At 35.2% G+C, this 24,495-nt stretch carries 25 protein-coding genes and 2 pseudogenes; 9 read left to right on the top strand and 18 right to left on the bottom strand.

All coding sequences use genetic code 11. The annotated features are described in order from the left end of the window. Nucleotides 1–35: 35 nt before the first annotated feature. From HZI73_RS09870 to HZI73_RS09860, 3 genes and pseudogenes are all read left to right on the top strand, one after another. Complete coding sequence (locus tag HZI73_RS09870) at nt 36–266, top strand: spore coat associated protein CotJA (protein ID WP_246552443.1); 231 nt, start codon at nt 36–38, stop codon at nt 264–266. Next, nucleotides 266–514 carry a spore coat protein CotJB gene (locus HZI73_RS09865; RefSeq protein ID WP_212698077.1) on the top strand — a complete coding sequence of 83 codons (249 nt, stop codon included), beginning with the start codon at nt 266–268 and terminating at the stop codon, nt 512–514. Before HZI73_RS09870 ends, HZI73_RS09865 begins: the two co-directional genes overlap by 1 nt. Nucleotides 515–530: 16 nt before the next feature. Next, nucleotides 531–725 (top strand): annotated as a pseudogene (locus HZI73_RS09860) (manganese catalase family protein); the annotation flags it as partial. A 32-nt stretch (nt 726–757) separates the two neighbouring features. Here HZI73_RS09860 and HZI73_RS09855 read toward each other — a convergent pair. The 3 genes from HZI73_RS09855 to HZI73_RS09845 form a co-directional block, all read right to left on the bottom strand. Then, a complete protein-coding gene (locus HZI73_RS09855) occupies nt 758–1,060 on the bottom strand; it encodes a hypothetical protein (RefSeq protein ID WP_212698076.1) in 303 nt (100 codons plus the stop codon). A gap of 120 nt (nt 1,061–1,180) precedes the next feature. Then, nucleotides 1,181–1,630 (bottom strand): hypothetical protein, encoded by a 450-nt coding sequence (locus HZI73_RS09850; protein WP_212698075.1) that lies wholly within the window; start codon nt 1,628–1,630, stop codon nt 1,181–1,183. A 258-nt stretch (nt 1,631–1,888) separates the two neighbouring features. Continuing rightward, the gene (locus HZI73_RS09845) at nt 1,889–2,071 is read right to left on the bottom strand and encodes a hypothetical protein (protein ID WP_212698074.1); all 183 of its coding nucleotides are present in this window, start codon (nt 2,069–2,071) and stop codon (nt 1,889–1,891) included. A 178-nt stretch (nt 2,072–2,249) separates the two neighbouring features. On the opposite strand from HZI73_RS09845, the gene HZI73_RS09840 reads away from it, so the two are divergent. Both HZI73_RS09840 and HZI73_RS09835 read left to right on the top strand, forming a co-directional pair. Further along, nucleotides 2,250–3,860 carry a recombinase family protein gene (locus HZI73_RS09840; protein WP_212698073.1) on the top strand — a complete coding sequence of 537 codons (1,611 nt, stop codon included), beginning with the start codon at nt 2,250–2,252 and terminating at the stop codon, nt 3,858–3,860. Nucleotides 3,861–3,873: 13 nt separating this feature from the next. Continuing rightward, nucleotides 3,874–4,251, top strand: a pseudogene (locus tag HZI73_RS09835) (manganese catalase family protein); the annotation flags it as partial. Between the two features lie 16 nt (nt 4,252–4,267). On the opposite strand, the gene HZI73_RS09830 reads toward HZI73_RS09835, so the two are convergent. Further along, on the bottom strand, nt 4,268–4,465 hold the full coding sequence (locus HZI73_RS09830) for a hypothetical protein (protein WP_212698071.1): 198 nt from the start codon (nt 4,463–4,465) through the stop codon (nt 4,268–4,270). Nucleotides 4,466–4,475: 10 nt separating this feature from the next. Next, nucleotides 4,476–4,715 (bottom strand): helix-turn-helix domain-containing protein, encoded by a 240-nt coding sequence (locus HZI73_RS09825; RefSeq protein WP_212698070.1) that lies wholly within the window; start codon nt 4,713–4,715, stop codon nt 4,476–4,478. A gap of 400 nt (nt 4,716–5,115) precedes the next feature. On the opposite strand from HZI73_RS09825, the gene HZI73_RS09820 reads away from it, so the two are divergent. After that, nucleotides 5,116–5,514 carry a helix-turn-helix domain-containing protein gene (locus HZI73_RS09820; protein ID WP_212698069.1) on the top strand — a complete coding sequence of 133 codons (399 nt, stop codon included), beginning with the start codon at nt 5,116–5,118 and terminating at the stop codon, nt 5,512–5,514. Nucleotides 5,515–5,668: 154 nt separating this feature from the next. Here HZI73_RS09820 and HZI73_RS09815 read toward each other — a convergent pair whose 3' ends face one another. The 5 genes from HZI73_RS09815 to fbaA form a co-directional block, all read right to left on the bottom strand. Then, nucleotides 5,669–6,787, bottom strand: coding sequence for an anaerobic sulfatase maturase (locus HZI73_RS09815; RefSeq protein WP_212698068.1), 1,119 nt, complete (start codon nt 6,785–6,787; stop codon nt 5,669–5,671). Nucleotides 6,788–7,020: 233 nt separating this feature from the next. Continuing rightward, nucleotides 7,021–7,815: a FlxA-like family protein gene (locus HZI73_RS09810; RefSeq protein ID WP_212698067.1), complete on the bottom strand. Its 795-nt coding sequence runs from the start codon at nt 7,813–7,815 to the stop codon at nt 7,021–7,023. A gap of 179 nt (nt 7,816–7,994) precedes the next feature. Then, a complete protein-coding gene (locus tag HZI73_RS09805) occupies nt 7,995–8,795 on the bottom strand; it encodes a TIGR00266 family protein (RefSeq protein ID WP_212698066.1) in 801 nt (266 codons plus the stop codon). A 189-nt stretch (nt 8,796–8,984) separates the two neighbouring features. Then, nucleotides 8,985–11,120: an oligoendopeptidase F gene (gene pepF / locus HZI73_RS09800; protein ID WP_212698065.1), complete on the bottom strand. Its 2,136-nt coding sequence runs from the start codon at nt 11,118–11,120 to the stop codon at nt 8,985–8,987. Between the two features lie 221 nt (nt 11,121–11,341). Continuing rightward, the gene (fbaA, locus tag HZI73_RS09795; protein WP_212698064.1) at nt 11,342–12,370 is read right to left on the bottom strand and encodes a class II fructose-bisphosphate aldolase; all 1,029 of its coding nucleotides are present in this window, start codon (nt 12,368–12,370) and stop codon (nt 11,342–11,344) included. Nucleotides 12,371–12,619: 249 nt separating this feature from the next. Between fbaA and HZI73_RS09790 the strand changes: the two genes are divergently transcribed. Further along, the gene (locus HZI73_RS09790) at nt 12,620–12,907 is read left to right on the top strand and encodes a DUF2325 domain-containing protein (protein WP_212698063.1); all 288 of its coding nucleotides are present in this window, start codon (nt 12,620–12,622) and stop codon (nt 12,905–12,907) included. A gap of 99 nt (nt 12,908–13,006) precedes the next feature. On the opposite strand, the gene HZI73_RS09785 is transcribed toward HZI73_RS09790, so the two are convergent. The 8 genes from HZI73_RS09785 to HZI73_RS09750 all read right to left on the bottom strand — a co-directional run bounded on the left by HZI73_RS09785 (nt 13,007) and on the right by HZI73_RS09750 (nt 22,653). Further along, nucleotides 13,007–13,447: a hypothetical protein gene (locus HZI73_RS09785; RefSeq protein WP_212698062.1), complete on the bottom strand. Its 441-nt coding sequence runs from the start codon at nt 13,445–13,447 to the stop codon at nt 13,007–13,009. A gap of 150 nt (nt 13,448–13,597) precedes the next feature. Continuing rightward, entirely contained in the window at nt 13,598–14,245 is a 648-nt protein-coding gene (locus HZI73_RS09780; protein ID WP_212698061.1) for a class II aldolase/adducin family protein, read from the bottom strand. Between the two features lie 32 nt (nt 14,246–14,277). After that, nucleotides 14,278–15,285, bottom strand: coding sequence for a sugar ABC transporter substrate-binding protein (locus tag HZI73_RS09775; RefSeq protein ID WP_212698060.1), 1,008 nt, complete (start codon nt 15,283–15,285; stop codon nt 14,278–14,280). Nucleotides 15,286–15,322: 37 nt separating this feature from the next. After that, entirely contained in the window at nt 15,323–16,297 is a 975-nt protein-coding gene (locus HZI73_RS09770; RefSeq protein ID WP_212698059.1) for an ABC transporter permease, read from the bottom strand. Next, entirely contained in the window at nt 16,287–17,792 is a 1,506-nt protein-coding gene (locus tag HZI73_RS09765; RefSeq protein ID WP_212698058.1) for a sugar ABC transporter ATP-binding protein, read from the bottom strand. The genes HZI73_RS09770 and HZI73_RS09765 overlap by 11 nt, the downstream gene beginning before the upstream one ends. A 15-nt stretch (nt 17,793–17,807) precedes the next feature. Continuing rightward, nucleotides 17,808–19,283, bottom strand: coding sequence for a rhamnulokinase (locus HZI73_RS09760; RefSeq protein WP_212698057.1), 1,476 nt, complete (start codon nt 19,281–19,283; stop codon nt 17,808–17,810). An 18-nt stretch (nt 19,284–19,301) separates the two neighbouring features. Further along, on the bottom strand, nt 19,302–20,207 hold the full coding sequence (locus tag HZI73_RS09755) for a glycyl-radical enzyme activating protein (protein WP_212698056.1): 906 nt from the start codon (nt 20,205–20,207) through the stop codon (nt 19,302–19,304). A 34-nt stretch (nt 20,208–20,241) separates the two neighbouring features. Beyond that, complete coding sequence (locus tag HZI73_RS09750; protein ID WP_212698055.1) at nt 20,242–22,653, bottom strand: glycyl radical protein; 2,412 nt, start codon at nt 22,651–22,653, stop codon at nt 20,242–20,244. Between the two features lie 273 nt (nt 22,654–22,926). On the opposite strand from HZI73_RS09750, the gene HZI73_RS09745 reads away from it, so the two are divergent. Beyond that, nucleotides 22,927–23,928: a LacI family DNA-binding transcriptional regulator gene (locus HZI73_RS09745; protein WP_212698054.1), complete on the top strand. Its 1,002-nt coding sequence runs from the start codon at nt 22,927–22,929 to the stop codon at nt 23,926–23,928. 205 nt (nt 23,929–24,133) lie between these two features. Next, nucleotides 24,134–24,436, top strand: a complete 303-nt coding sequence (locus HZI73_RS09740) for a hypothetical protein (RefSeq protein ID WP_212698053.1) — start codon at nt 24,134–24,136, stop codon at nt 24,434–24,436. The last annotated feature ends 59 nt before the right edge of the window (nt 24,437–24,495 follow it).

Genomic DNA, 24,495 nt, shown 5'->3' with positions numbered 1-24,495 from the left:
TGGTATTGTTAGAGATATGTTTTAAGGAGATTTCCATGAGAAATATGTATGATAATCAGAACTCTATGCGTCCTGAACCAGCTGACCGTTACAAGGGAACAAAGGTCATGCCAGAAGAACCATGTCCAGATATACCCTTAGCCACTGCTTACATTCGTAATCAACCATACGTAGGACTAGTACCGTTAGATGAAGGCTTCAAAAGAGGCAGCATGTTTCCTAATCTATACCAACCTGGCCACTATAATCGGAGGTGTTCCTACTAATGTATAATCCAAAACTCATGCGTGACATTCAGAAGCTAGGCTTTGCTGTCCTCGACCTGAATCTTTATCTGGATACACATCCAGATGACAAAAAAGCATTGTCGGATTACAATGCCATTCAATGCCAATATGAAAAGAAACGTGAAATGTATGAAATGAACGTAGGTCCACTTGTTAACTTTGGTATGAGCCCAAGTAAATATCCTTGGCAATGGTTAGAAGGACCTTGGCCTTGGGAGCATGAATAAAAGGGGGAAAGCATAAATGTGGTTATATGAAAAACGATTAGAATTTCCTGTTAATATCAAGCGTAAAGATTTAAGAATGGCAGGTTTATTGGTAACACAATACGGTGGTCCCGATGGCGAGCTAGGGGCAGCTATTCGTTACCTTAACCAAAGATACACCATGCCTACTAACAAAGCTAAAGGATTATTAACAGATATTGGTACAGAGGAATCCGTACCACCTGGTTATAACTGTTAATACTATTATTCTTGTAAATCTATTGTCCAAATGGTCATAAAATCAGGATTTGAGATGACCTCACCTGTTGTTTGCAATGTATACTCACCTTTAGGAGCATGTTGAATGGCTGAATTATCTGGTGGAAGCCAGAATTTATCGCCATCACTATCTTTTTTTATAACTAATCCTTCGTTATCAAGATCTATAATGGTTCCCAAAAATTCAACTCTATGACTTATGCTATTATCGTTATGCACATAAGTAAGTCCAACGAGTATTGACTTATTCTTTAATGCTTTAAATCTCTCATCTGTTATTATCTCCATAACGCATTCTCCTTTATCTATCTTTCACTCTCTGCACCTATCATAAATAATTTATCCTTTCCTTAATCATTCTATACTTAAATCATGGTAATCAGGTTTATTTTAAAAGTATGTACTCATTTAAAAGGTATCTAAAGAAAAATTATATGTTTTTATAATGGTTTCAAGTGCTTCAATGACCTTCTTAGGCAAATTATATCCATGTATATGATATGGTAATAATATGTAAGACTCAATACCATCGTTACTAGAATACAAGTACATACTGTACTTCTTATTATTATTTTTATAAAAATCTATTCGTAAATTAACTAGAAGTTTATAACCCCCAAATGGACGTATCGTTAAAAAGGTATAGTGTCCTGCCAATTCCTTGAATTGTATAAGATCATCATCATTAAGAATTAATGGGTTTTGCTGCTTTTCTGCTTCATTTGTAATGACTATTTTATTTATATTAGAAAAGTTCATCCATTTAATGGGTTTTATAATGAATAGAATAAGAAAGATGATTATTAAACGTATTAATAATTTTCGTTTACTTTTTACATGAATCTGTTCTTCTAACATAACACATAACACTCCTTTAACCTTATCTTATCCTGTTAAACTTTTCCTGTCCACTGTCATATAATGGTATTTATTCTTTGATATGCAATACACAATCAAGGGAAAATAGCAAAAAAGCAAGCCATTGTTTTAATTAAACAAAGTTATGTTATGAAAGTAAACCCACACTATTAACATTAGTATCAGAGGTTGTCCTAATCCGTGAAATCTAAGGTAAACAACGAGATTAAACTATGGTCTTAGTAACCTTTATTAGATCTAGTCTCTTTTTAGCCTAACTTCTCCCTGATAATGACTTATAGCCATATCTTTTATTATCTGAAGCGTTCTTTCTATTTCTTTTGATGTCCTATTTATATAGGCACTATCATATATTTTTACTTTAGTGTGATCCAACATATAGGTTTCAACCAAGTGACCTTTTGGTGTTGTTCTACTCACATGTGCACCCCCTATAACACAATTTATGTACAATCAACATTGTCCTATGACATAGATAAGCCTTGATTAGGGGTATTTAGTATTAGAAAAGAAAATAGGGAATAGGATATAAAGTAGGTGATATATAACATCACTATATTCGTTCCACTGTCTGAATGCTAAATAAGAAGGTGATGAGATGGCATTAGGCTATTGTATCTATCTAAGAAAATCAAGAGCAGATATGGAAGCTGAATCCCGTGGCGAAGGGGAAACCCTTGCTAGGCATGAGAAAATCTTATTGGATTTAGCTAATAAGATGCAAATTGGTATAACCCAAACTTATCGAGAAATCGTATCTGGCGAAACCATATCTTCTCGTCCAGTTATGCAGCAGCTACTAACGGAAGTTGAGCAACGGTTATGGACTGGAGTACTTGTTGTAGAGATTGAACGATTGGCTCGTGGTGACACAGTTGATCAAGGTATTGTTGCTCAAAGCTTTAAATACTCAGATACCAAAATTATTACACCTATGAAGGTATATGACCCTCGTAATGCCTTTGATGAAGAATATTTTGAATTTGGTTTATTCATGTCCAGACGTGAATACAAAACCATTAATAGACGACTACAACGTGGTAGAATTGAATCCGTGAAGGAAGGTAAATATCTAGGCACAACACCTCCTTATGGTTATATAAGAAAGAAGTTAGTCCATGATAAAGGCTACTCCCTTGCTATCCATCCACAACAAGCAGATGTTGTGCGCTTCATATTTAATCTGTATAGTCAAGGTAATATACCATCTAATGGCACATCTACACCACTAGGTGTATCATCTATTGCTAAACAGCTAAATAAGCTTAATATTAAGCCGTTAAGAAGTGATAAATGGGTTGCTTCTACTATTAGAAGTATGCTTAGAAACCCAGTGTATATAGGCAAAATTCGTTGGAACGCTCGTCCTGAAGTTAAAAAAATGATAGATGGTAAGCTGATTAAAATCAGACCTAGGGCTAAGCAAAAGAATTGGATACTTGTGGATGGTTTACATGAAGCCATCATAGACACCCATGTCTATAATCTTGTTCAGCATCGATTATCCAAAAATACACCTGCACCTGTACCCACTGGACTCACCATCAAAAATCCTCTTGCTGGACTTATAGTATGTGGTCTATGCGGTCGAAAGATGGTTAGGCGCCCTTATTCTAACGGCTATCCAGATGCTTTAATATGTCCTGTACCTTCTTGTAAGAACATTAGTTCAAAGTTAACAGTTATTGAAAAGAAATTAATGGACGCTTTACAAAATTGGTTAGCTGCATATCAATTAAATCTTGCATGTAATAGTCATCCTACAATACAACATAACCCTTTTCATCATGATATGGCAAAAAAAAATATTCGTAAGTTAGAACAAGAACTTGTCGTTTTAGAAGGTCAACGTGATAATTTACATGATTTACTTGAACAAGGAATTTATACAGCAGAAAAATTTTCAGAGAGATACAATGTTATTACGGCTAAAATTCAAATAATAAATGATCAGCGAAATGACTTGTTGGGGCTATTCGTTGAACATGAAACCATACATGATAATAGAAAGACACCTATATTTAAAGTAGAAAAAATTCTCCAGATCTATAACAATTTATCAAACGCATCTGCCAAAAACCTCCTTCTCAAAGAGGTATTAGAAAAAGTTGAATATATCAAGACAGTTAATGGGCGATGGCATCATCATGCTGATGACTTTGAATTACTTATTTTCCCTAAATTACCTAAGGAAATAACGATAACATGATGGTACAGAGGAACTTGCTCATGTAGAAATGATATCTGCTATGATTTATCAGTTGTTAAAAGGTGCAAGTATCCAAGAAATAAAAGATGCAGGTTTGGCTCCTCACTATGCCCAACATGACCATGCTTTATTCCCAACAGATGCCAGTGGTATACCCTTTACAGTACAAGGTATTGGTGCATTAGGTGACCCTGTAGCTGACTTAGTAGAAGATTTAGCAGCAGAGCAAAAAGCGCGAGCTACATATGAACATCTAATGGCATTAACAGATGATCCTGATCTCATTGAGCCGCTAAAATTCTTACGTCAAAGAGAAGTCATTCACTTCCAACGTTTTGGAGAAGCTTTAGATGATGTGCAACGTAAGATGAACAGTAAAAAGTATTATTAATATAGAAAGACGAAGCCTATTCTTCAGAATGACTTCGTCTTTTATCTTTATCACAGATTTTTCTTAGACATGCTTTGCAGTAGGCACCTTCTTTGTCCATAATACTATGGCAGATAACACATATTTTGTTGTTTTCTCTTCTCTGTTTAATATAACGTTCTCTGTCTTTGAAACCTATAATTCGCTCACAAAAAACTCTACACTTGTAATACATTCTAATCACCTTACTTTTGTATATATGATTTTGTCAGAAAACTAGTTTTCCCATCCGTGCTATCTATTTCTAAAGTCTCTAATATAGCTTCTTTATATTTTTTTCCAGACCGTCTCCCCTTTAATATGTCTGTAAGATAATTTTCATTCACACCAATCGATCTAGCAAGCTCCCTTTGAGTCATATCCAACTCTATTAAACGTTTTTTAACGATTATGCCAAAGAATGGAATATCTGTCTTGTTAGTCATTATTTATTGCCCCCTTTTTTGGTCATTCTAGTTGTTAACCATTATCGAGGAAATTGCACCGTTCAAGCTATTTTATTCTGAAAAATATGATATTAATTGAATTATTGAATTAATAGTAGCTATTACACTGTTAATAAAACAATAAACTTATACACCAAAATATTTCAATAGGATATATTTTCAACATAATACAAAATATGTATGTTTAATGCATTTCCATAAAATATATATTATATTTTTGAAATAAAATATGATAAAATTATGATGTGAATTCTTATCTTATAAACATTATAAGGTCATTTTGACTCTATGTCAATAGATTGTTGTCCTATTGGACTCCATGAAAAACACCTTAATACTGCATTTATGAGCATATCACTACCATTAGGAGGTTATACCCATGAATAACTTAGAAACATTAGGTCAAAGAATTTCATATTTACGAACTAAATGCGGATTGAGTCAAAGAAGATTGATGGATGAATTGGGTTTCGAAAATTTGAGCAAATACGAAAAAGATAAAAGAGAACCTAAAATTGATGTTTTGAAAGCGCTTGCCAATTATTTTCACATTTCACTAGATTGGTTATTGAATGGTAGCGAATACATTCATCCAAATGGATTAACAGAGAGAGAAATACAAATTATTAAACAATTACGCCAACTGGATAAAAATGAACAGACTAAAATAGAAGGTATGATCGAATTAAAACTTGTGGAAGCGGGTATTCATGCTTATTCTTTACAAAAGGAATTAAATCCAGCGAAACCAAATATAGGTAATTTTCGCCCTAAATGATACGATTTCGTATCCATTTTTTACCATTATCAGACATCATAGTAATAGGGTTTATGCACATGAACCGTTAGATATTACCATAATATCTCTTCTTATGACAAATGTGCTGCCCCTTAGGACAGCACATTTATCATCATTATTATCATTATCATCATTAGCGAGCACTTACTTTTCTTGCTACTTCCATAAACCGTGGTAATGTATAACCATAAAAACGCTTATACGCATCACAGAAGTAATTCCTGCTGTATTGACCATTAACTTTTGGTTCTTTATGTCTTTTACAACCACTTCGACATATGCGATAAAATTCACAAGTACGACACTGGGGGTCTGTGTTAACGGATTCTTGTACAAATTCTTTTGCTAGATCACATCTTAATATGGTGTTAAGATCGGATTGCATAATATTACCTAGTTTCCACTTATCGATGACATAGAAGTCACATGGATAGATTGAACCATCAGCTTCAACAACTGCATTCACCGAACAGTGACCATTCATGTCACAGCTCTCAGGCGGATACCCTAATATCATCTGTAAAATATTATCAAACATACGTATACTAACACCCTTACCATTCATAAAGTCAGCATACCATAGATCAAATATAGTTTTCAAAAAATGTTCATAACCATCCGGTGTTAAAGAGTATTGATTTTGTCCTGGTTCTTGATCCAATTCATCCAAACACGGAATAAACTGTAAAAATTCAAAGCCTTGCTTTCTAAAAAAATTATAAACTTTGCTTGGATGTTTTGCTACATGCTTATTGACTACACAAAGTATATTGTACATGACTTTGTGCTTATCAAAGATTTTGCATGTTTTCATGATACGATTGAAGCTGCCTTCGCCTTTGGCATCAATGCGATAATAGTTGTGTATATCTTTGTGTCCATCTAAGGATAACCCAATAAGGAATTGGTTATCATAAAAGAATTCAGCCCAGGCATCATCTATCACCATACCATTTGTTTGTAAGGCGTTATTAATCTTTATGTTATTGGTGTTATATTTTTCTTGGAAGGCTATAAATTGCTTAAAAAAATCCAGTGAGGCTAAAGTAGGCTCTCCCCCTTGAAAAGCAAAAGTAACGCTGCCCTCTGCATATTCAAAAGCTTTTTTAACTAACGTTTCTAGCGTTTCTTCGGACATCATGCCATAGCTTGGTACTTCTCGCTTATGAATCACATCATAATAAAAACAATATTTACATCTCAGGTTACAATTCCCTGACGCTGGTTTTATCAGTAAGCTTAATGGTGGCATTTATTTTCCCCCTAATCTATTGTAAACATGAATGTACCTTTACATTACAACTTTCTACTTATTATAACAAAAACTCAGCATGAATTAAAGTCATTCTGGTTAAAAGTCCATCTGGCATGTTCATCCATTGTGAACCATCATCATACGGTTCCACAAAATAAACGTATCATACAACCCCCTTAAAATAAAGGGTTTCCATGCTATGGAAACCCTTTACGATGGTGTATATTATTTTATAGACGTACATCCACATAAGTGCCAACAGGTTGACTTTTGTTTTGTTTGTCTAAACTTTCTTCTTGAAGGAGATGACCCTCTATCTTTTTATCTGCTTTCTTTTCCTTATCTTCCGTATCTTCCTTGGTATCACTCACTTCTTTTTTATCCTTCTCGATCTCTTCTATAGCTTTTTTAACCCATTTGTTTGCCTTACCTAATGCTTCATATGCCTCATCTTCAGCAAGCTCTGCTTTGGTTCTACGTTTGATGGATTTTTGAAGTCGGTAATCATCATGGGTTACAGATTGGCCTCGTCCCATATCTGTCTCGTACTCTTTCTCAAGAATTTTCGCTTCCTGTTTTAATTGCCTCGAAATATTTAATTTATGTTGTGCTGTTGATAAAGCTTTTGACGCTTTCATCATATGTTTTGTTGGCATATCATGTATACCAAGTTCTGCTTTTATTTCATCTAAAGGCGTGGCGGGGGTTTGCTCCAATTCTTTTTGCTTTTCAGCTCTTTCTTCCGCCTCTTCTATTTTCTTCTCTGTTTCTCGCATCTTTTCTTGTATCTGTTCTTCTTGAATTTTAATCATTATTTCTTGTTTTTGCTCTTCTAGTTGTTTCAGTCTACTCTTTTTTTCCTCACTTGATAACTGGTCATTCTCTCTTACATCAGCAATTTGCTTCTCTAAACCCATCATCTGTTTCTGTAATTTACCTATGTATGTCTCTTGCTTCTCTTGTTTTTGAAGCATATCATTTCCTAGGCCCACCACACTGGTATTATTGTTCATACTTATATGCATATAACCACCCTTTTACTTCCTAAGTTTATTACTTTATCCCTTATTATATCGACGTGTTTATAGTTTACCATTAGGTACAATGACTCATAGATAACCATTTTTTACAAAAGAGAGTCAGCCATTCCATCCATGCAACGGTTAACTCCCTTATTATTATGGACAACATCTAGATAAATTGTCTAATCACCATCAAAGAGATTACCTAATCCCCCAAGAATACTGCCTTCACCTTTTGAACTGCTCCCTGGCATGCCGCGCATGGATCCTACTACACGTTCTGCCAACCGGCTAAAGGGTAAGGATTGAAGCCATACTTTTCCTGGTCCTGTCACTGTAGCGAAAAATAAGCCTTCACCACCAAAAAAAGCAGTTTTTATTTTACCCACATATTCTATTTCATATTGGACATCTCGTGTTAGCGCTACAAGGCAACCTGTATCCACTTTTAATGTTTCCCCTGGAAGCAATTCCCGTTCTACGATTGTTCCGCCAGCATGTGCAAAGGCTAAGCCGTCCCCTTCTAGCTTCTGCATAATGAATCCTTCACCACCAAAGAAGCCCACACCAAGTTTCTTTTGAAACTCAATGCCAATGGATACACCTTTTGCAGCACATAAAAATGCATCTTTTTGACAAATAATTTTCCCTTGGTACTGGGTAAGGTCTAATGGAATGATTTTACCTGGATAAGGTGCACCAAAAGCAACGTGTTTCTTCTCATTCCATGCATTGGTAAATACGGTCATAAATAGACTTTCACCTGTTAAAACACGCTTACCAGCACCAAATAATTTCCCCATAAACCCACTTTGTTGATTTGAACTGCCATCACCAAAGATAGTTTCCATTTCTATACCTTGCTCCATATATGTCATAGCCCCTGCTTCCGCTACGACACTTTCTTGTGGATCAAGTTCAACCTCAACTAATTGCATATCATCACCGTGAATCTTATACTCAATTTCATGTGCTATACTCATCTTATCACTCCTCTTATTAAAATTCATACCTCTATATTTTACCATAAATGTAATTCAACATAAAGAAAAATACACCAGCCAGGTTTTCATGTTAGTCGGATTTATATATAAGCCCAAAAAAAAGGGACTTCTTATAAAACACCTGTCTCAGACAGCGTTTTATAAGATAGTCCCCTCCCTGCATGTTACTTAGTTACTTGGAACAACTAACTCCATACCTTCATGGATTGTATTTGGATCTTTGAGTTCATTTAACTCTGCAATTTTTTCCCATGTTGTGCTGAATTTTTCAGCAATTTTCCAAAGTACATCATTGGCCTTAACAATATATGTTTTTACTTTTCCAGGTTTTTTTACAGGTTCATTATCAACGGATGTCTCTTCAACGGGTTTATCTTCTACTGTTACCTCTTTAACAGGTTCTACTGCTGGTTTATCAGCATTGACTTTTTTAAGCAAACCATCCATGTCCTCTACAAGACCATTAAAATAGGATAGCGTTGCATCAACTGGTTTAGACGAAGTCATATCAACACCTGTAGCTTTTAAGACTTCTAGTGGATAATCTGATCCTCCAGCGGCTAGGAAGTCCAGATATTGCTCAACACTTCCTTCTTTTTCCGATGTAATGTCATTCACAATTTGATAAGCTGCTGCCATGGATGTTGCATATTTATATACATAAAAATTCATATAGAAATGAGGTATTCTTGACCAACCAATCTTGGCAATATCATCGGTGATATAAGCTTCACCAAAATATTTCTTTAGAAGCTCTAGCCATAGGTTATTAAGAGTATCTTTGGAAACAGGTTCTCCTGCTTCTACTTTTTCATGGATGGTTTTCTCAAATTCTGAGAACATCACTTGCACATACATGGTACCACGAATATTTTCAATTTGTTTGTTTAATAAGAATAACTTTTCTTTATCATCTTTTGCATGGTTGATTAAATAATCCATCACAAGAAATTCATTGGTAATAGAAGCTACCTCAGCCGTAAAGATTGGGTAGGAAGCATTAACAAAGTTCTGCTCCGCGTCAGAATACTTGGAGTTCAGTGCATGACCCATCTCATGTGCTAATGTAAGGACTGAATCTAACGAATTGTTATAATTCATTAAAATGAATGGATGAAGACCATAAGCGCCCCATTGATAGCCACCTGTGTATTTGTTATCATCTTCAAAAGCGTCAACCCATCGTGAAGCAATACCATCTTTAAAATCGTTAACATACTTTTCACCAAGTGGTGCTAATGCTTTTTCAATGAGGTCACAAGCTTCATCGTATGTAAACTCCATGTTATAATTATCAACGAGAGGAATGGACGTATCGTAACCGTGTAACTCCTCATAACCAGATGCATCTTTTCTCATTTGGTAATATTGATGTAAGGGTTCTAGATTAGCATTTACGGCATCCACTAACTGATTATAAACCGTATTGGGTATGAACTCACTTGATAATGCCGCATCTATAGCAGAGTTGTAACCTTTTACTTTTGCTGTTGCTACATTGGCTTTTACTTCTGTCATGTAGATTTCTGCCAATACATTATTAAAACTGTCATAGCTTTTCCATCTGGCTTCATAAGCTCTTTTTCTTAAGTCACGATCAGGAGAATTATCTAATATGTGACCATAAGCACCTGATGATAATTCAATATCCTTACCATCTGCATCTTGAATAATAGGTTTCACATAATCCCCATATAATACCTTATCAAATATGCTTCTTGGAGCATCTAATACTTCTGTAAAACTCGATATTATAGATTCTTCTTTGTCAGATAATACATGTTCCTTTTTCTTAATAAGTTTGTCTAGATACATTTTATATGGTGCCATTGCGTCATCATTAAGGATGCTTGTCAGGGTTTCATCCTTAAGAGCAAGCAACTCTGGCTCTACATATGAAATTGCTTGTACATATTCGCTATAGATTCTACCAGCGATAGCTGACATTTCAGACGCATTACTGTCCGTTTGGTTTAAATCTAAAGATAAGTTGGCATAGACGTAACCTTTTTCTAAGATTAAAGACGCTGCTATATCCGTTTCTAGATAGGCTGCTAATTCCTCTGCTGTGTTTAACTTCCCTTTAAAGGAAGCCAACTGAGGTATGTACTCATTTTCTAATTTATCCATATCCGCCTCAAAATCAGCACGTGTTGCATAAAACTCTGTTAAGTCCCATTTATACTTATCTTCTGCATCCGACCTTTTTACAATATCCTCAGTGGCATAAGTAAACGTTTGAATACATAAAACAAATACGAGTGTTAATGCTGTAATGATAGATACTCTCTTTCTACTCTTCATATAAAACTTTTCTCCTCTCTGGTCCTTTTTAATTTTGTACAATTATAAATTGCATAATAATATTGTATAATCTAACAATATAAATTACAAGTTTTTTCCAGTTACATGTTTCAACATTTTGTAACACTTTATACGAAATAGTCTCACATATTAAAATAATTCACAAAAAAGCGAGGCTTGCATACACAGCAACCTCGCTTTTTTATTTAATGGAAATTTATTTATTTTTGACTCATGCTTTGTCCACTTGAACGTAATACATCACATGCTTCAATGACCCTTTGAGCCATAGCTCCTTGTGCTTTTTTTAAGTAAGCACGTGGATCATAAGCCTTTTTATTACCAACCTCGCCCTCAACCTTCAGTACTTCATCATAATGATTAAACATATGATCGACAATAGGTCTTGTGAATGCATATTGGGTATCTGTATCAATGTTCATCTTAACTGTACCGTACTCGAGTGTTTCTTCAATTTCATCTTTTGTGGAACCAGAACCACCATGGAATACGAGATAATAGTTTTCATCGTCGCCGTACTTAGCTTTTAAAGCATCTTGTCCTTCTTTTAAAATAGAGGGTGTAAGCTTAACATTCCCTGGTTTATACACACCATGAACGTTACCAAATGTAGCCGCTAACATATATTTCCCATCTATGTCTTTTAGTGCCTCTTCAAACATCAGCATATCTTCTGGTGTTGTATAGAGCTTTTCTTTTGATACATGCTCATTACTTACACCATCTTCTTCACCACCAACAACACCTGCTTCTACCTCAAGAATGATTTCATTCTCTGCACATAGTGCCATTAACTCTTTCGATATAGCAATGTTTTCCTCAAGAGGAATATCGGAACCATCAAACATATGACTGTTAAAGAGATTAGGTAAGCCTTGTTCTCTTCTTCTTCTTGTCTCTTCAATAAGGGGTTTCATGAATGTATTGAGGTTTCCAGCTGTACAGTGGTCTGTATGCAAAGCTACGTTTATATCATATTTTGCAGCCATTGTATGGATATGATTGGCTAAAGAAATAGCACCTAGAGCACTATCGCCAAGACTACCAGAAACATGTTTTCCTCCTCCGATAGACACTTGAATAATACCGTCTGACTTTGCTTTTGCAAATCCTTCCAAAACACCATTAGCTGATTCAATTGACGCTACATTCACTGCTGGATAAGCAAACTTATTTTCAAGTGCTCTATCTAGCATTTTACAATATTCTTGATAATTAACAACGGGCATTTCATTCACTCCTTAGATTTATTTTAACCTTAAAAAAGGCTAGCTACCGTGTACGTAAAAAATGCTAGGATAACATCCTAAACTTTATTTAATTTATGTTAAATATTTTACTATAGCATAGTGTTACACATACATCATAAATTATTATGGATTATTCGTCAATGCTTAATAGTGATTTGATATTGACAATCATTATCATTTAATATATAATAGTTTCAAATAACATGCATCAACTTAGGAGGTTTTGCTATGAGTATCGTATTAATTGGTGGACATGATCGCATGCACCGTGAGTATAAAACAGTCTGTAAAAAGGCTGGTCATAAATTAAAAGTATTTACACAAATGACAGCAGGACTAAGCAAAAGTATTGGTAACCCTGATGCTCTCTTGATTTTTACAAGTACTGTGTCACATAAGATGGTTAACATAGCCAACAAAGAGGCCAAACGTAAAAATATTCCTGTTGTAAGATGTCATTCCAGTAGCATTCAAGCCTTAAACAATTCCATTAGAAGTATTGAATCCATACGATAAACAGTATGGTTGTATGCTATAGAATTCAACTAACATAAAAGGACTGTCATGTAAGTTAAAGTCACTACCAAACTTCACTTACCTCAGTCCTTTTTTTATCTAATGATTGATGTTTATCGTTGTTGCTGTATGAATGCCGCCTTCTGAAAAATAATGAATATGACCTACCATACCTACTTCCAAAAACTCCAACGTTTTTTTAGGGGTTTTTGTCATGTTACCAATGTAGGTATTGGGTGTTACCCTAATCTGAAGTGCTTCTCTTTGATTACGAACCATAAGATTAAGATTTCTATGATCTAATTTTTCTAACTTTCCAATCTTACCATGAATAAAGGGGATATCTTCTTCTAAATCGGATGCTTTTCTATTCGATTTATCTGGAAGCTTTTCAACGGAAAACCGTGTCTGCTGTTGATATTCCATAGATTCATCGGCACTCTGTACGACCTGATTATCATGGCTCATATAATGTATAAACAATGCTGTAGCGACACCCAGTGATAAAACCATGGGCATTAATCCTTTTTCTTTCTTCATCAAAAAACCTCCACTCTTAAGTGGTAGCAAATATTATGACGGACTACATGCTTATATTATACAACGTACAAACCAATTAAATCAATATGCTATACAGATGTTTTATGGAATGTTTACCAGCTTTTTACAAAGATTTAACGTAGTTTGGTCCTATTTATCCTGGCCGTATTTATGCTTTACAAAAAGTTTCATAGCTTCAATATTTTTATCAGACAAAGGAATATAAGGTTTGCCTATGGATCGAATTAAATAATAGATTTCAGCTGTTACTTCTAAAACATTGGCAACCTTAAATGCAGCATCCATGGTTTCACCAACACATACTGCACCATGCGATTGAAGTAAACAAGCATTCGCGTCTTTTCCTAACGCATGTACACATGCTTCCGCAAGTTCTTTGGTACCTGGCAGAGCATAATTGGCCGTTTTTACTGTTGCGCCTAAAGCTTGAGCTGCTTCATCAATTAATAAAGGGATATCTTCTCCCATGCAAGAAAATACCGTAGAATATACAGGGTGTGTATGTACCACCGCCTTAACTTCTGGTCTACTCCTGTAAACACTAAGATGTAATTCTGTCTCAATTGTTGGTTTTCTATTTCCTTCAACAATGGTGCCATCAAGATTACACACAACCACATCTTCTGAGACGCAATTGCAATAGTCCATACCACTAGGTGTTAAATAAATTAGACCTGTTTCATCATCTTTCACACTGATGTTTCCCCAGGTTTCAATGGTAAACCCTGAGTCAATTAATTGTTTACCTGATTCTATTATGAGTTTTTTAAAATCCATTTTTTTCATCCTTTACTCTTATGATTAACTGTTTAATCTGCAAATTGCTCACAATACTTCTTGTGTTCTTCGACATTTTCTGATGTAATTAATTTTGCTCCTGTGTCAATATAGGATTCTGACTCTTGACCTTTAATCATTTTCACCATATTATCAACACCTAAAATACCCATTTCAGCTGGATATTGAGCGACTGTTCCGTACATATCTCCTGCTTCCACCATATTTAAGGCTTCACTAATGGCATCAAACCCTATAATGTTAATAGCGTCCTGCTTACCTGCTTCTTCTACTGCACGTAAAGCACCAATAGCCATACCATCATTAGAAGCAAAGATTAAGCCAATATTAGGGTTAGCACTTAGAATGTTTTGCGTGGCTGTATACCCTTGATCTACTTCCCAATTTGCTGATTGTTCTGCAACAACTTTGACATGTGAACCTGCTGCATCAAAGAAACCATTACGTCTGTCTGCTGCATTTTGCTGCCCCTCGATACCTGTTAGTATAGCTGTTTCTACCCCTTTTGCTATGTTAGCTACCACAAACTCGCCTGCAGATTTTGCACCTGCGTAGTTATCCGTTCCATAAAAAGCCACTTCAAGTCCAGCTTCATCCAAAATACTTTGACTTATCTTTGTATCTAAATTAATCACAGGAATCCCTGCTTCTTTACATTTCTTTAAAGCAGTGGACAATCCTTCTGATGAACTGGGTACAATACATATGCCGTCAACACCTGATGTAATCATATTTTCTACAATGGTTAATTGTGCCGCAGCGCTAGCATGTTGGTCCGCTGCTTGTACATCTAATTGAATACCTAATTCTTCTGCTTTTTGTTTAGCACCATTCACCATGGTAATGAAATACTCATTGTTTAATGTCATAGGAACAAATCCTATGGTGATTGCCTCTTTCTCTTTATCCCCGTCTTGCGTTGATGGCTTTGATTCCTTAGTAGAAGTAGAGTCACACCCTGCCAATACCCATGATAATAAAAGCATGCATACAATGACGATTGATAATTTTTTTCTCATAACACATCCTCCTTAAATTTATTTAGAGCATTTATCATTATTCAGCTTTCCTCTCCTTTGCCTTATCAAAGAAGACTGCTGTAATAATCGCTAAGCCAATAATGATGGTTTGAAAATATACAGGAACATTTAAGATTTGAAGCCCACATTTCAACATACCTAGTATTAACGCCCCAACAAGTGTATTGCCTATGTTACCTTTACCACCCGACATAGCAATGCCACCGATGACAACTGCTGCAATGGCATCCAGTTCATATCCTGAACCGGCATTTGGGTCTGCATAAGAAAGTCGAGATAACAGCAGAATACCACCAACAGCTGCAAATAAACCGGACATGGCATAGGCATATAATTCAATTTTTCTTGTCTTAACGCCTGCTAACTTAGCTGCCTTAGCATTGCCACCAATGGCATAAATCCATCTACCTAATCGAGTACGCTTCATAATGGTCATGATGATGGCGTAGAGAATGAAAACGTACAAAATGGATATGGGCATCCCCATAATTTTCGTATTCATAATGGCTCTTAGCCCCTCAGGAAAACCAGATATAGGTTTGCCTGAATTCACAACCATGGTGACTCCTCTAATGATTTGAAGGGAACCTAATGTAACAATAAATGCAGGAATCTTTCCATAACTAATCAAAGCACCGTTGGACATGCCAATCAATATACCCATAATAATAAGTACGACACATACCAATCCAATGGGCATACCTGCTTTCATCAGCAACCCTCCCAGAATACCAACAAAACCTACAATAGAACCAACCGATAAATCAATACCACCTGTTAGAATGACAACAGATTGTCCAATTGCAATGACGGCGATAACAGATGATTGAGTAATGACATTTTGAATGTTGCCGAATGTCAAAAAGTTTTTTCCCGCCAGCTTACTGACAACTGTAAATATAATCAAAATAGCAATGGCACCAATATATAAGGTTAGAGATTGGAAATCAATTTTCTTCTTATTATCTTTTTGTATTGCATTAGCATTCATGATTATTCCCCCCATATAGAGCACAAGCTAAAATGTCCTCTTGTGTCAAGTTATTATCGTTTGGTAATACAGCTGTGATTTCTCCTTCGCGCATAACTGCCACAGAATCACACATTTTTAAAATTTCTACTAAATCGGATGAAATCATTACAATTGAAGCACCTTTTTCTATAAGTGTTCGCATGATTTCATAGATTTCATCACGTGCCCCAACATCAATTCCTCTTGTGGGCTCATCAAATATATAAATATCAGAATCAGAATATAACCATTTGGCTATGACTACTTTTTGCTGATTACCACCTGACAGATTCTCTACTTTAATGAAAGGACTGTATGTCTTGATTTTCAATTTATCAATAAATGCGTGTGTAACTTGTTTCATTTTGTCTTTACTTAATAAAAATCCACCAAACCTTTTTAAATTCGGTAACGCCATATTATCCAGAACAGTATGCATCAGGATTAAGCCCTCATCTTTTCTATCTTCACTGAGATACACCATCCCCTTATCAATGGATTCTTTGATACTGTTTCCTTTTAATGCTTCTCCCTTGAGTATAATACTTCCTATTTTTGTTTTATAAGCACCGATAATGCACTTTGCTAATTCAGTCCGCCCTGCTCCAACAAGACCAGCTATCCCTAAAATCTCACCTTTCTTAAGGCTCAAATTCACATTTTTAATCACATCTTTGTAGCATAAGTTTTTCACTTCCAAAACAACCTCATCGTGTTTAATGGCATGATTCTCAATCTTTTCAAAGCTAACTTTTCTTCCAACCATCAGTTTCGTTAATGCATCACAATCTGTTTCATGTAGATAAACTGTTGACACATATTCACCATCTCGCATAACCGTGCATCGATCCCCTATTTCAAACAACTCACTCATTCTGTGTGAAATGTAAATAATACCTACGCCTTCTGATTTTAATGCATGAATAATTTCAAAGAGTTTAGTTGTTTCTTTATCCGTGATTGCAGCAGTAGGTTCATCTAGAACGAGAACTTTAACATCACTGGATATGGCTTTTGCAATTTCAACCATTTGTTTTTGGGCTACACTTAGTTCCGATACCAATGTGGTTGGGCTCACATCCAGTCCAATTAAGTCCATGTACTTTTTGGATTCTTTTATGGCTGCTTTTGTATCAATAAATCCTTTCTTTGTATATTCTTTTCCCAAATATATGTTTTCATAAATAGGTACACAAGGGTTTAAGTTGAATTCTTGATAAATCACACTGATACCATTATCAATGGCTTCTTTTGGCGATCGAAATTCAACACATTCACCATTAAACTTAATCATACCGCATTCCTTTTTGTAAGCTGCTGACAATATTTTAATTAAAGTGGATTTGCCAGCACCATTTTCTCCCAATAAAACATGTACTTCACCAGGTTTTACATTTAACTGCACATCCTTTAAAACCCGCACACCATAAAAACTTTTTGAGATACCTTTCATTTCAAGTATATATTCATGCATACATACACCTCCTTTTTATACTAAATTAGAATACCTATCCACCATAGAATCGTCTTCCATATCGTCGTCTTGATAGGTTTCCAACGTAATGGATTTCTTAACGATATCTCTCATGTTTTTCAACGATAGATTTTCTTCAAAATGTTTTATTTGAACAATAATATTACCCAGAGACGTACTTTCTTTACTGCAGGCAATGATTTTTTTACCTGACCGTTTTGCCGTTAACCCATTGACCACATCATTTTGGGAGCCCCCACCTACCATGTAAACGTTTTTAAACTGCTTATCAATAACATGTTCTAGATTTCTAATGGTTTGTGCATAACAGCAAGCCATGGATTCCAATACAGCCTTGATCACAATCCCCCAACTAAATGATTCTACAGTTTGATTGGTTTCAACTAAATAATTGTATATTTCTTTCCCCATATGAGGTGGATTGAAAAAACGTTGGTTATTGATATTAATAAGTGGGATGTCACCGTCATAGCTATTGGCTATTTGATTAATATTCTCCCAAGAATTGTGTGTATTTGTTATGTCATCATACTCTTTTTTTATGTTCTGAATTAAGAACATACCTGCACTATTTTTTAACATGGTGATCTTATTAAAAGCACCCAGTTCATTGGTTAATTGACTTTCTAAAACTTCTTTTGTCATCACAGGCTCATCTAATTCTGCACCGATTAATGACCAAGTGCCTGAGCTGATAAAAGCAAAGTTATCTTCTAAGGCAGGTATAGCGGCAACTGCGGCAGCTGTATCATGAGAGGGCACACAGATAACGGGTATATCGTAATCAATTGCTAATTCTTTTTTCAGGCTCGGAAGTAAGTTACCAATGACTTCACCGTGAACACCTATTCTATTGAATAGCTTTGCAGGTATATGAAACTTATCACATACTTTCTGACTTATTTTTTTAGATTGTGTACTTAACATTTGTGTTGTGCTTAGTTCACTGGGTTCATTGAGCATCACACCTGTTAGCATGTAGTTGAGGATATCCGGTATCATTAATAACTTGTCTGCCTTTTCAAAAATATGGGGCATGTTTTCTTTTATACCATTCAGCATATAAAGGGAATTAATTTTGTCACACAAGATGCCTGTCTCATAAAATAAATCATCTTTTTCTCCTTTTGATAATTTATCTAAAGATTTTTTACCCATGGTGTTACGATAACTCAGTGGATTGCTAAGCATGTTAGCATCCTTATCATATAATGCAAAATCAACACCCCATGTACAAACGCCAATGGAATCAACCCGCTCTACTATTTTTAATGTTTTTTTGAGACTTGTCATAAAAAAATTGAATATTTTATGCATATCCCAGTAATAGTATTCTTTTATTTCAATCATATTATTTGGTTCTTGAGCAATAAGTTCTGTTGTTATCTTCTCACCGTCATATCGACCAAGTACAACTCTATATGAAGAATTACCACAATCAAGTGATAGGATATTTTTAACTGTTTTCATATAAGCCTCCTTGTTTTGTCACTGAATTTTTATGGTCATGTTATAATCCTTAAAGATAGGTGTTAAACCTTTCAGATCACTTGGTTTCAAAGATTTCATATCATCCATTTCATATTGTCGTCCCAATCCAAGATACTTTGGCAACCCTAATCTGTGATAAGGCAAGAAAATAACTTCTTCAATATGACTTAAGAGCTGTATAAAATCCAAAAACTTCCTTATAGCCTCCTCCTCATCATTACAGCCAGGTATATAAGGGTATCTCACGGATAATGTTCCTTTATAATGATTGGATAGCCATATCAAATTATGAATAATTAGTTGGTTATCTTTCCCAGTTAATGCTTTATGTTTTTCACCATTGATATGCTTAATATCATAGAAAATATAGTCGATATACGGACAAGCTTCTTTTAGCTTGTATCTCTCCACATAACCACAAGTTTCTACTAATGTAGTAATCCCATATTCCTTCAACCTTAGGCTACATGCTTTAATAAACTTGCTATAGTAAAATGGTTCACCGCCACTGAATGTAACGCCGCCCCCTGACATGTTATAATAGGCTTGGTCTTTCAAAACTTCTTCTACGACTTCTTCCACACGCATATCTTTACCAACCATACTTCTTGCATTATGAAGACAATGATCAACACATTTTTTACAGTGGTTACACTTATCTGCATCCGTTATATAACCATAACCTTCCATGTATGTTACTGCCTTCTGCTCACATGCTAAACACTTCCCACAACCTGTACATAAATTTTGATTAAACAATACCTCTTTTTTAAATGCCTGTGATTCGGGATTGGCACACCATTTACACCGTAATGCGCAACCTTTTAAAAAAACCACTGTCCGAATGCCTTTTCCATCTTCTGTAGCGAACCTTTCAATATTAAAAACCCGTGCTGTCTCCATAGCTTCAGCTCCAATAATCCAATTATTGCAATGATTAGACTTCTAATTCCGTACGGTTAATCACATCTAACTGTACTTCTGGTACCAAAGTGGTAAAAAGAGCACTGTATCCGGATACTCTCACCATTAAATCATTATACTTTTCTGGGTGTTTCATTGCTTCTTTATAGATGTCACCGTTGACAACATTAAATTGTATTTGCTGTCCATAGTTATGAAACAGTACTTTGACCATATCAATAATACGTTTTCTGTTCTCTTGAGTTGCAAGGGCTGATGATGTAAGACGCATGTTAAATATAGCACCTTTTTGAAACCATATACTGGGTAACTTGGCGACGGAGTTACATGCCGCTGTTGCACCATTTTTTTCTGAACCATTAGCAGGTGAAATACCGTTATTTACAGGGTCACCACTCTTCCTTCCATCGGGTGTTGCACCAATGCATTTTCCAAAAGCTATGTTACCTGTAACAGGACTTTGACTATACGAATAAGAACAAGGTATCGGTCCTTTTCCATACTTTGAGCTTTTATAATTATACCTATATGAGGAACCAATAAACTCCTCAAGTTTCACAACCCAATGGTCTGCCCCATTATCATCGTTGCCAAATTTAGGTGCCTTATTGATCAACATGGCTCTGATCTCTTCTCCCGTTGGTACGGTATGCATATCTTCAAAGTTCGTTTTCAAAGCATGCAACAACTGTTCCATTGTCACTAACTCTTTATCAAAAATAATGCTCTCTATGGCAGCAAGGGCATCCCCTGCACTGATTGTTCCTGCTGTAGGTCCTCCATCAGCTGAGTATAATGAACCCCCTTCAATCAGGTCTAATCCTCTGCCAATACAATCTTCAACTAACGAAGCTCGAAACGCATTAATATCATGAAGTACATGTATTTCATCATTAATATGTTCAGTAATAACTTGAAGATCCATAAAATAGGTTAACATTTCTTTGTAAGCGTCAAATAGATCTTCCGTACTTTTACATGTGGCAATATCTTTCGATGTTTTCTTAAACAAGATACCTGTTTGTGGGTCAACACCATTATTCAGTGTGATTTCAAGTACTTTCTCAACATTTAACCAAGGACCCTTTGCAGCAAAATCCCATTTTCCCGGTATGGATGCTTCAATACAACCATCAGGTGACCAGTCCACCAGATCTTCTTTTGCAATGCCCATGTTTTCTAAGGTCCGTATAAAAGCTTTATCATTATAGAAGGCTGGCTGTCCTCCTTGATGCACCATAACGGCTTCTAGAGCCTTCAGCATAAAGGCATCGTCGGTTTTTTCAAACCATTTTACCGAAATGGATGGTGTAAAGAGTGTCACATCTTGACATGCTTCTATACATAGATAGGACACATCATTAACCGCATCTTCACCTTCAACTGTTTGACCACCAATGGCTAAGTTAATAAACATCTGATAGCCTAAGAAGAATACGGAATCTGGCCAAGAGCGCAGCTTATTGAGTTCATTGCATTTAATAAAAAAGGCTTCTATGATTTCTAATCCTTCTTCTCTTGTCAATACACCGTTTTGTATATCCTGCTTATAAAATGGATAGACATATTGATCGAATCGACCTAATGAAATAGCATGACCATTTGACTCTAAATGCACTGCCAATAAAATGATATAAATACTTTGAACAGCTTCATGAAATGTAGTTGCAGGATGTAGTGGTACACGTCTACATATATCCGCTAGTTTTAATAATTCATCTCTTCTTACTTGGTCCTCTGTTTCCCCTGCTTGTTTTTCGCATTGAGCACCAATACGATTTGAAAAATTAATCACAGCCTGATTCCCTTTTAATGCTGCTTCTAAAAACCATTTTTTCTTCACATTCCCTGGTTCTCTTAGGTCCAATTGAGATATACTCTGCTTAATTCTACGGATGACATCTTTCAAACCTTTTTTTAGCACTAAATCATAATCCACGATAATGTTGCCTAAACCGGCTGCTGAAACCCATGTATCATCGATTACACCTGCATCCCAAGCCTCATTAATGTCTTGTGGAAGGGTTTTTCTAAAATTTTCATATAAGGATTTACCTTTCCAGTAATCGACACAAGAAAGAATATCTTGTTTTGTGTATTCATCAGAATAAAATTTATCGCCAGGTCTTTCATGAAAATGGTACGGGTTACCATGAAACTCTTCTACTAACCATTCATAAGAATATTCAGGATAAATGGGCGATGATTTGGGCCATTTAGCTTGATTTCCAACGATAATTTCATCATCGGATACAACAATTGTCATTTTATCCAATACCTGATAGAAAGCTTCAGCCCGTCGAATAGCAATAGGTAAACCCTCAGATTCTTTCATGGCGTTTGTAAAAATCATGCATCGCTCAGAACAAATCTTTGGTTGGGTTTCAAATAGTTTTTTTCTTAATCTGGTTATTCTTTCATTCATACAACCACCACCTTAGTCAAAAATATGTAAATGTAACTTGTTACAATTCATATTATATGCCTTTTCTCAATCCTTGTCAACTTCTTGTTGTGTATTTTTACTTGTTTTATTGTTTTAAAGCATTATTTTTATGCATTTACACGAATTATTTATTACTAAATTTTTATTTCTTCGTGATTTTTATTAAGTTTATTCAATCCAATGAAAACCCTTGCAATAAAATGATTTTTATAGTAAACTTGTTACATACTAAAGCAAATAAGGATGATTACATTGAGTACAGATAACAAAAAGTATTTTGGTATTCGAGACATAGCCAGAATTGCAGGTGTTTCAACTGCAACTGTCTCACGCGTTATTAATTCACCTGATTCAACATCAGAAAATATAAGAAAAAAAGTGATGGCAGTCATAGAAGAATATAATTATGTCCCCAACCAAATGGCAAAAAACTTATTCTCCAAGACATCAAATTCTATTGCCATCTTTGTCTATGATATGGAAAATCCATTTTTCACATCATTGGTAAAAAAGCTTAATAATATCGCTTTTAAAAATAAATATACCCTATTAATTTGTGACACGGAAAATAACATTGATAAAGAAAGGGAGTATTTGAATTACTGTAAAAGCATACGTACATCAGGCATCATACTTACAGAAGGTGTTAATTATGACTTATACTCATCAGATAGTCAACTAACCATTGCCTGTTTAGATCGGTCAGCTGATACCAGGTTTTCAACCGTACGCTCCAATAATGTGAAAGGGATTAAGCTATTAATCGATTACCTCTATAACCTTAATCATAGAAAAATTGCTTTTGCTGGTGCTATGGATGCATTTCAGACAGCAACAGAGCGTAAGAACAGTTATATTGATTCACTGAAATCCCATCATATGACTATCCATGAGTCATATATTTTTACTGGGCATTTCAATTACGAAACCGGTGTTAAAGCTCTTAATTACTTTTGGTCACTTAATGAAAAGCCTACAGCAATTGTATGCGCTAATGATCAAATTGCCAAAGGGCTCATTATGGAAGCTTACAAATTAAACATTTCAGTACCTGATGATTTATCTGTTGTAGGCTTTGATGGCATTGCTTCAACCTATTTTTATCCTAAAATAACAACCATTGAACAAGACATAAAAAAAATAGCAAAGACTTTATTCAAATCCATAACCACTAAATCCTCCACACCTATCCATGAAATAATTGATGTATCCATTATCATAGGGGAATCATGTAAAAAAATAGACCTTGATTAACACCTCTTAATAAAACATAGGAGTTGTCTATCAATCAAGTAGACAACATGCAACATCTACTTGATTGATAGACAACTCCTTTCATAATAGTCACCATGCCTCTTTTGAATATTCTTTACAAAATAATTCAATTAGGACTATCCTATATATCCCCTTTTCAATACTTCTGACATATATTAACTATGAGTACAATTCTATGGAGGTTATGATGTTTCAACAACAAGACATGATGTATCAAAACTTATACCAGCAGAACATGTTTCAACAAAACATGCCTTTTCAACGCATTGATGATAAGGATCACCTTATGGACTATGAGGATAAGTTGATTATGATTCAAGCCAAACCAGGCTTCACCCATTTATTTCGTTTAACAGAATGCCAAAAAGAAAATATCGTTGGTATCATGTTTACAGGCATGGATTTTGAACCTGTCAAAATACCCTTAAATCATATTAGTTGTTTCTTTGTAGCCCAATCGGATTATGACCGCATTGGCAAATCTTAATTACATATAACGTTTACATCGTATGAACCATCCTATGATATAAGTTTCTTTCTGCTGAC

The organism is Vallitalea pronyensis, assembly GCF_018141445.1.
Lineage (GTDB): Bacteria > Bacillota > Clostridia > Lachnospirales > Vallitaleaceae > Vallitalea > Vallitalea pronyensis.
The sequence above is the reverse complement of the archived record's forward strand: the minus strand, read 5'-3'. Positions and strand labels throughout refer to the sequence as shown.

Bases quoted from the DNA above. Each gene is read 5' to 3' on its own strand.
- HZI73_RS09870 (WP_246552443.1), top strand. From the start codon at position 36: ATGAGAAATATGTATGATAATCAGAACTCTATGCGTCCTGAACCAGCT.
- HZI73_RS09865 (WP_212698077.1), top strand. From the start codon at position 266: ATGTATAATCCAAAACTCATGCGTGACATTCAGAAGCTAGGCTTTGCT.
- HZI73_RS09855 (WP_212698076.1), bottom strand. From the start codon at position 1,060: ATGGAGATAATAACAGATGAGAGATTTAAAGCATTAAAGAATAAGTCA.
- HZI73_RS09850 (WP_212698075.1), bottom strand. From the start codon at position 1,630: ATGTTAGAAGAACAGATTCATGTAAAAAGTAAACGAAAATTATTAATA.
- HZI73_RS09840 (WP_212698073.1), top strand. From the start codon at position 2,250: ATGGCATTAGGCTATTGTATCTATCTAAGAAAATCAAGAGCAGATATG.
- HZI73_RS09830 (WP_212698071.1), bottom strand. From the start codon at position 4,465: ATGTATTACAAGTGTAGAGTTTTTTGTGAGCGAATTATAGGTTTCAAA.
- HZI73_RS09825 (WP_212698070.1), bottom strand. From the start codon at position 4,715: ATGACTAACAAGACAGATATTCCATTCTTTGGCATAATCGTTAAAAAA.
- HZI73_RS09820 (WP_212698069.1), top strand. From the start codon at position 5,116: ATGAATAACTTAGAAACATTAGGTCAAAGAATTTCATATTTACGAACT.
- HZI73_RS09815 (WP_212698068.1), bottom strand. From the start codon at position 6,787: ATGCCACCATTAAGCTTACTGATAAAACCAGCGTCAGGGAATTGTAAC.
- HZI73_RS09810 (WP_212698067.1), bottom strand. From the start codon at position 7,815: ATGCATATAAGTATGAACAATAATACCAGTGTGGTGGGCCTAGGAAAT.
- HZI73_RS09805 (WP_212698066.1), bottom strand. From the start codon at position 8,795: ATGAGTATAGCACATGAAATTGAGTATAAGATTCACGGTGATGATATG.
- pepF (WP_212698065.1), bottom strand. From the start codon at position 11,120: ATGAAGAGTAGAAAGAGAGTATCTATCATTACAGCATTAACACTCGTA.
- fbaA (WP_212698064.1), bottom strand. From the start codon at position 12,370: ATGCCCGTTGTTAATTATCAAGAATATTGTAAAATGCTAGATAGAGCA.
- HZI73_RS09790 (WP_212698063.1), top strand. From the start codon at position 12,620: ATGAGTATCGTATTAATTGGTGGACATGATCGCATGCACCGTGAGTAT.
- HZI73_RS09785 (WP_212698062.1), bottom strand. From the start codon at position 13,447: ATGAAGAAAGAAAAAGGATTAATGCCCATGGTTTTATCACTGGGTGTC.
- HZI73_RS09780 (WP_212698061.1), bottom strand. From the start codon at position 14,245: ATGGATTTTAAAAAACTCATAATAGAATCAGGTAAACAATTAATTGAC.
- HZI73_RS09775 (WP_212698060.1), bottom strand. From the start codon at position 15,285: ATGAGAAAAAAATTATCAATCGTCATTGTATGCATGCTTTTATTATCA.
- HZI73_RS09770 (WP_212698059.1), bottom strand. From the start codon at position 16,297: ATGAATGCTAATGCAATACAAAAAGATAATAAGAAGAAAATTGATTTC.
- HZI73_RS09765 (WP_212698058.1), bottom strand. From the start codon at position 17,792: ATGCATGAATATATACTTGAAATGAAAGGTATCTCAAAAAGTTTTTAT.
- HZI73_RS09760 (WP_212698057.1), bottom strand. From the start codon at position 19,283: ATGAAAACAGTTAAAAATATCCTATCACTTGATTGTGGTAATTCTTCA.
- HZI73_RS09755 (WP_212698056.1), bottom strand. From the start codon at position 20,207: ATGGAGACAGCACGGGTTTTTAATATTGAAAGGTTCGCTACAGAAGAT.
- HZI73_RS09750 (WP_212698055.1), bottom strand. From the start codon at position 22,653: ATGAATGAAAGAATAACCAGATTAAGAAAAAAACTATTTGAAACCCAA.
- HZI73_RS09740 (WP_212698053.1), top strand. From the start codon at position 24,134: ATGATGTTTCAACAACAAGACATGATGTATCAAAACTTATACCAGCAG.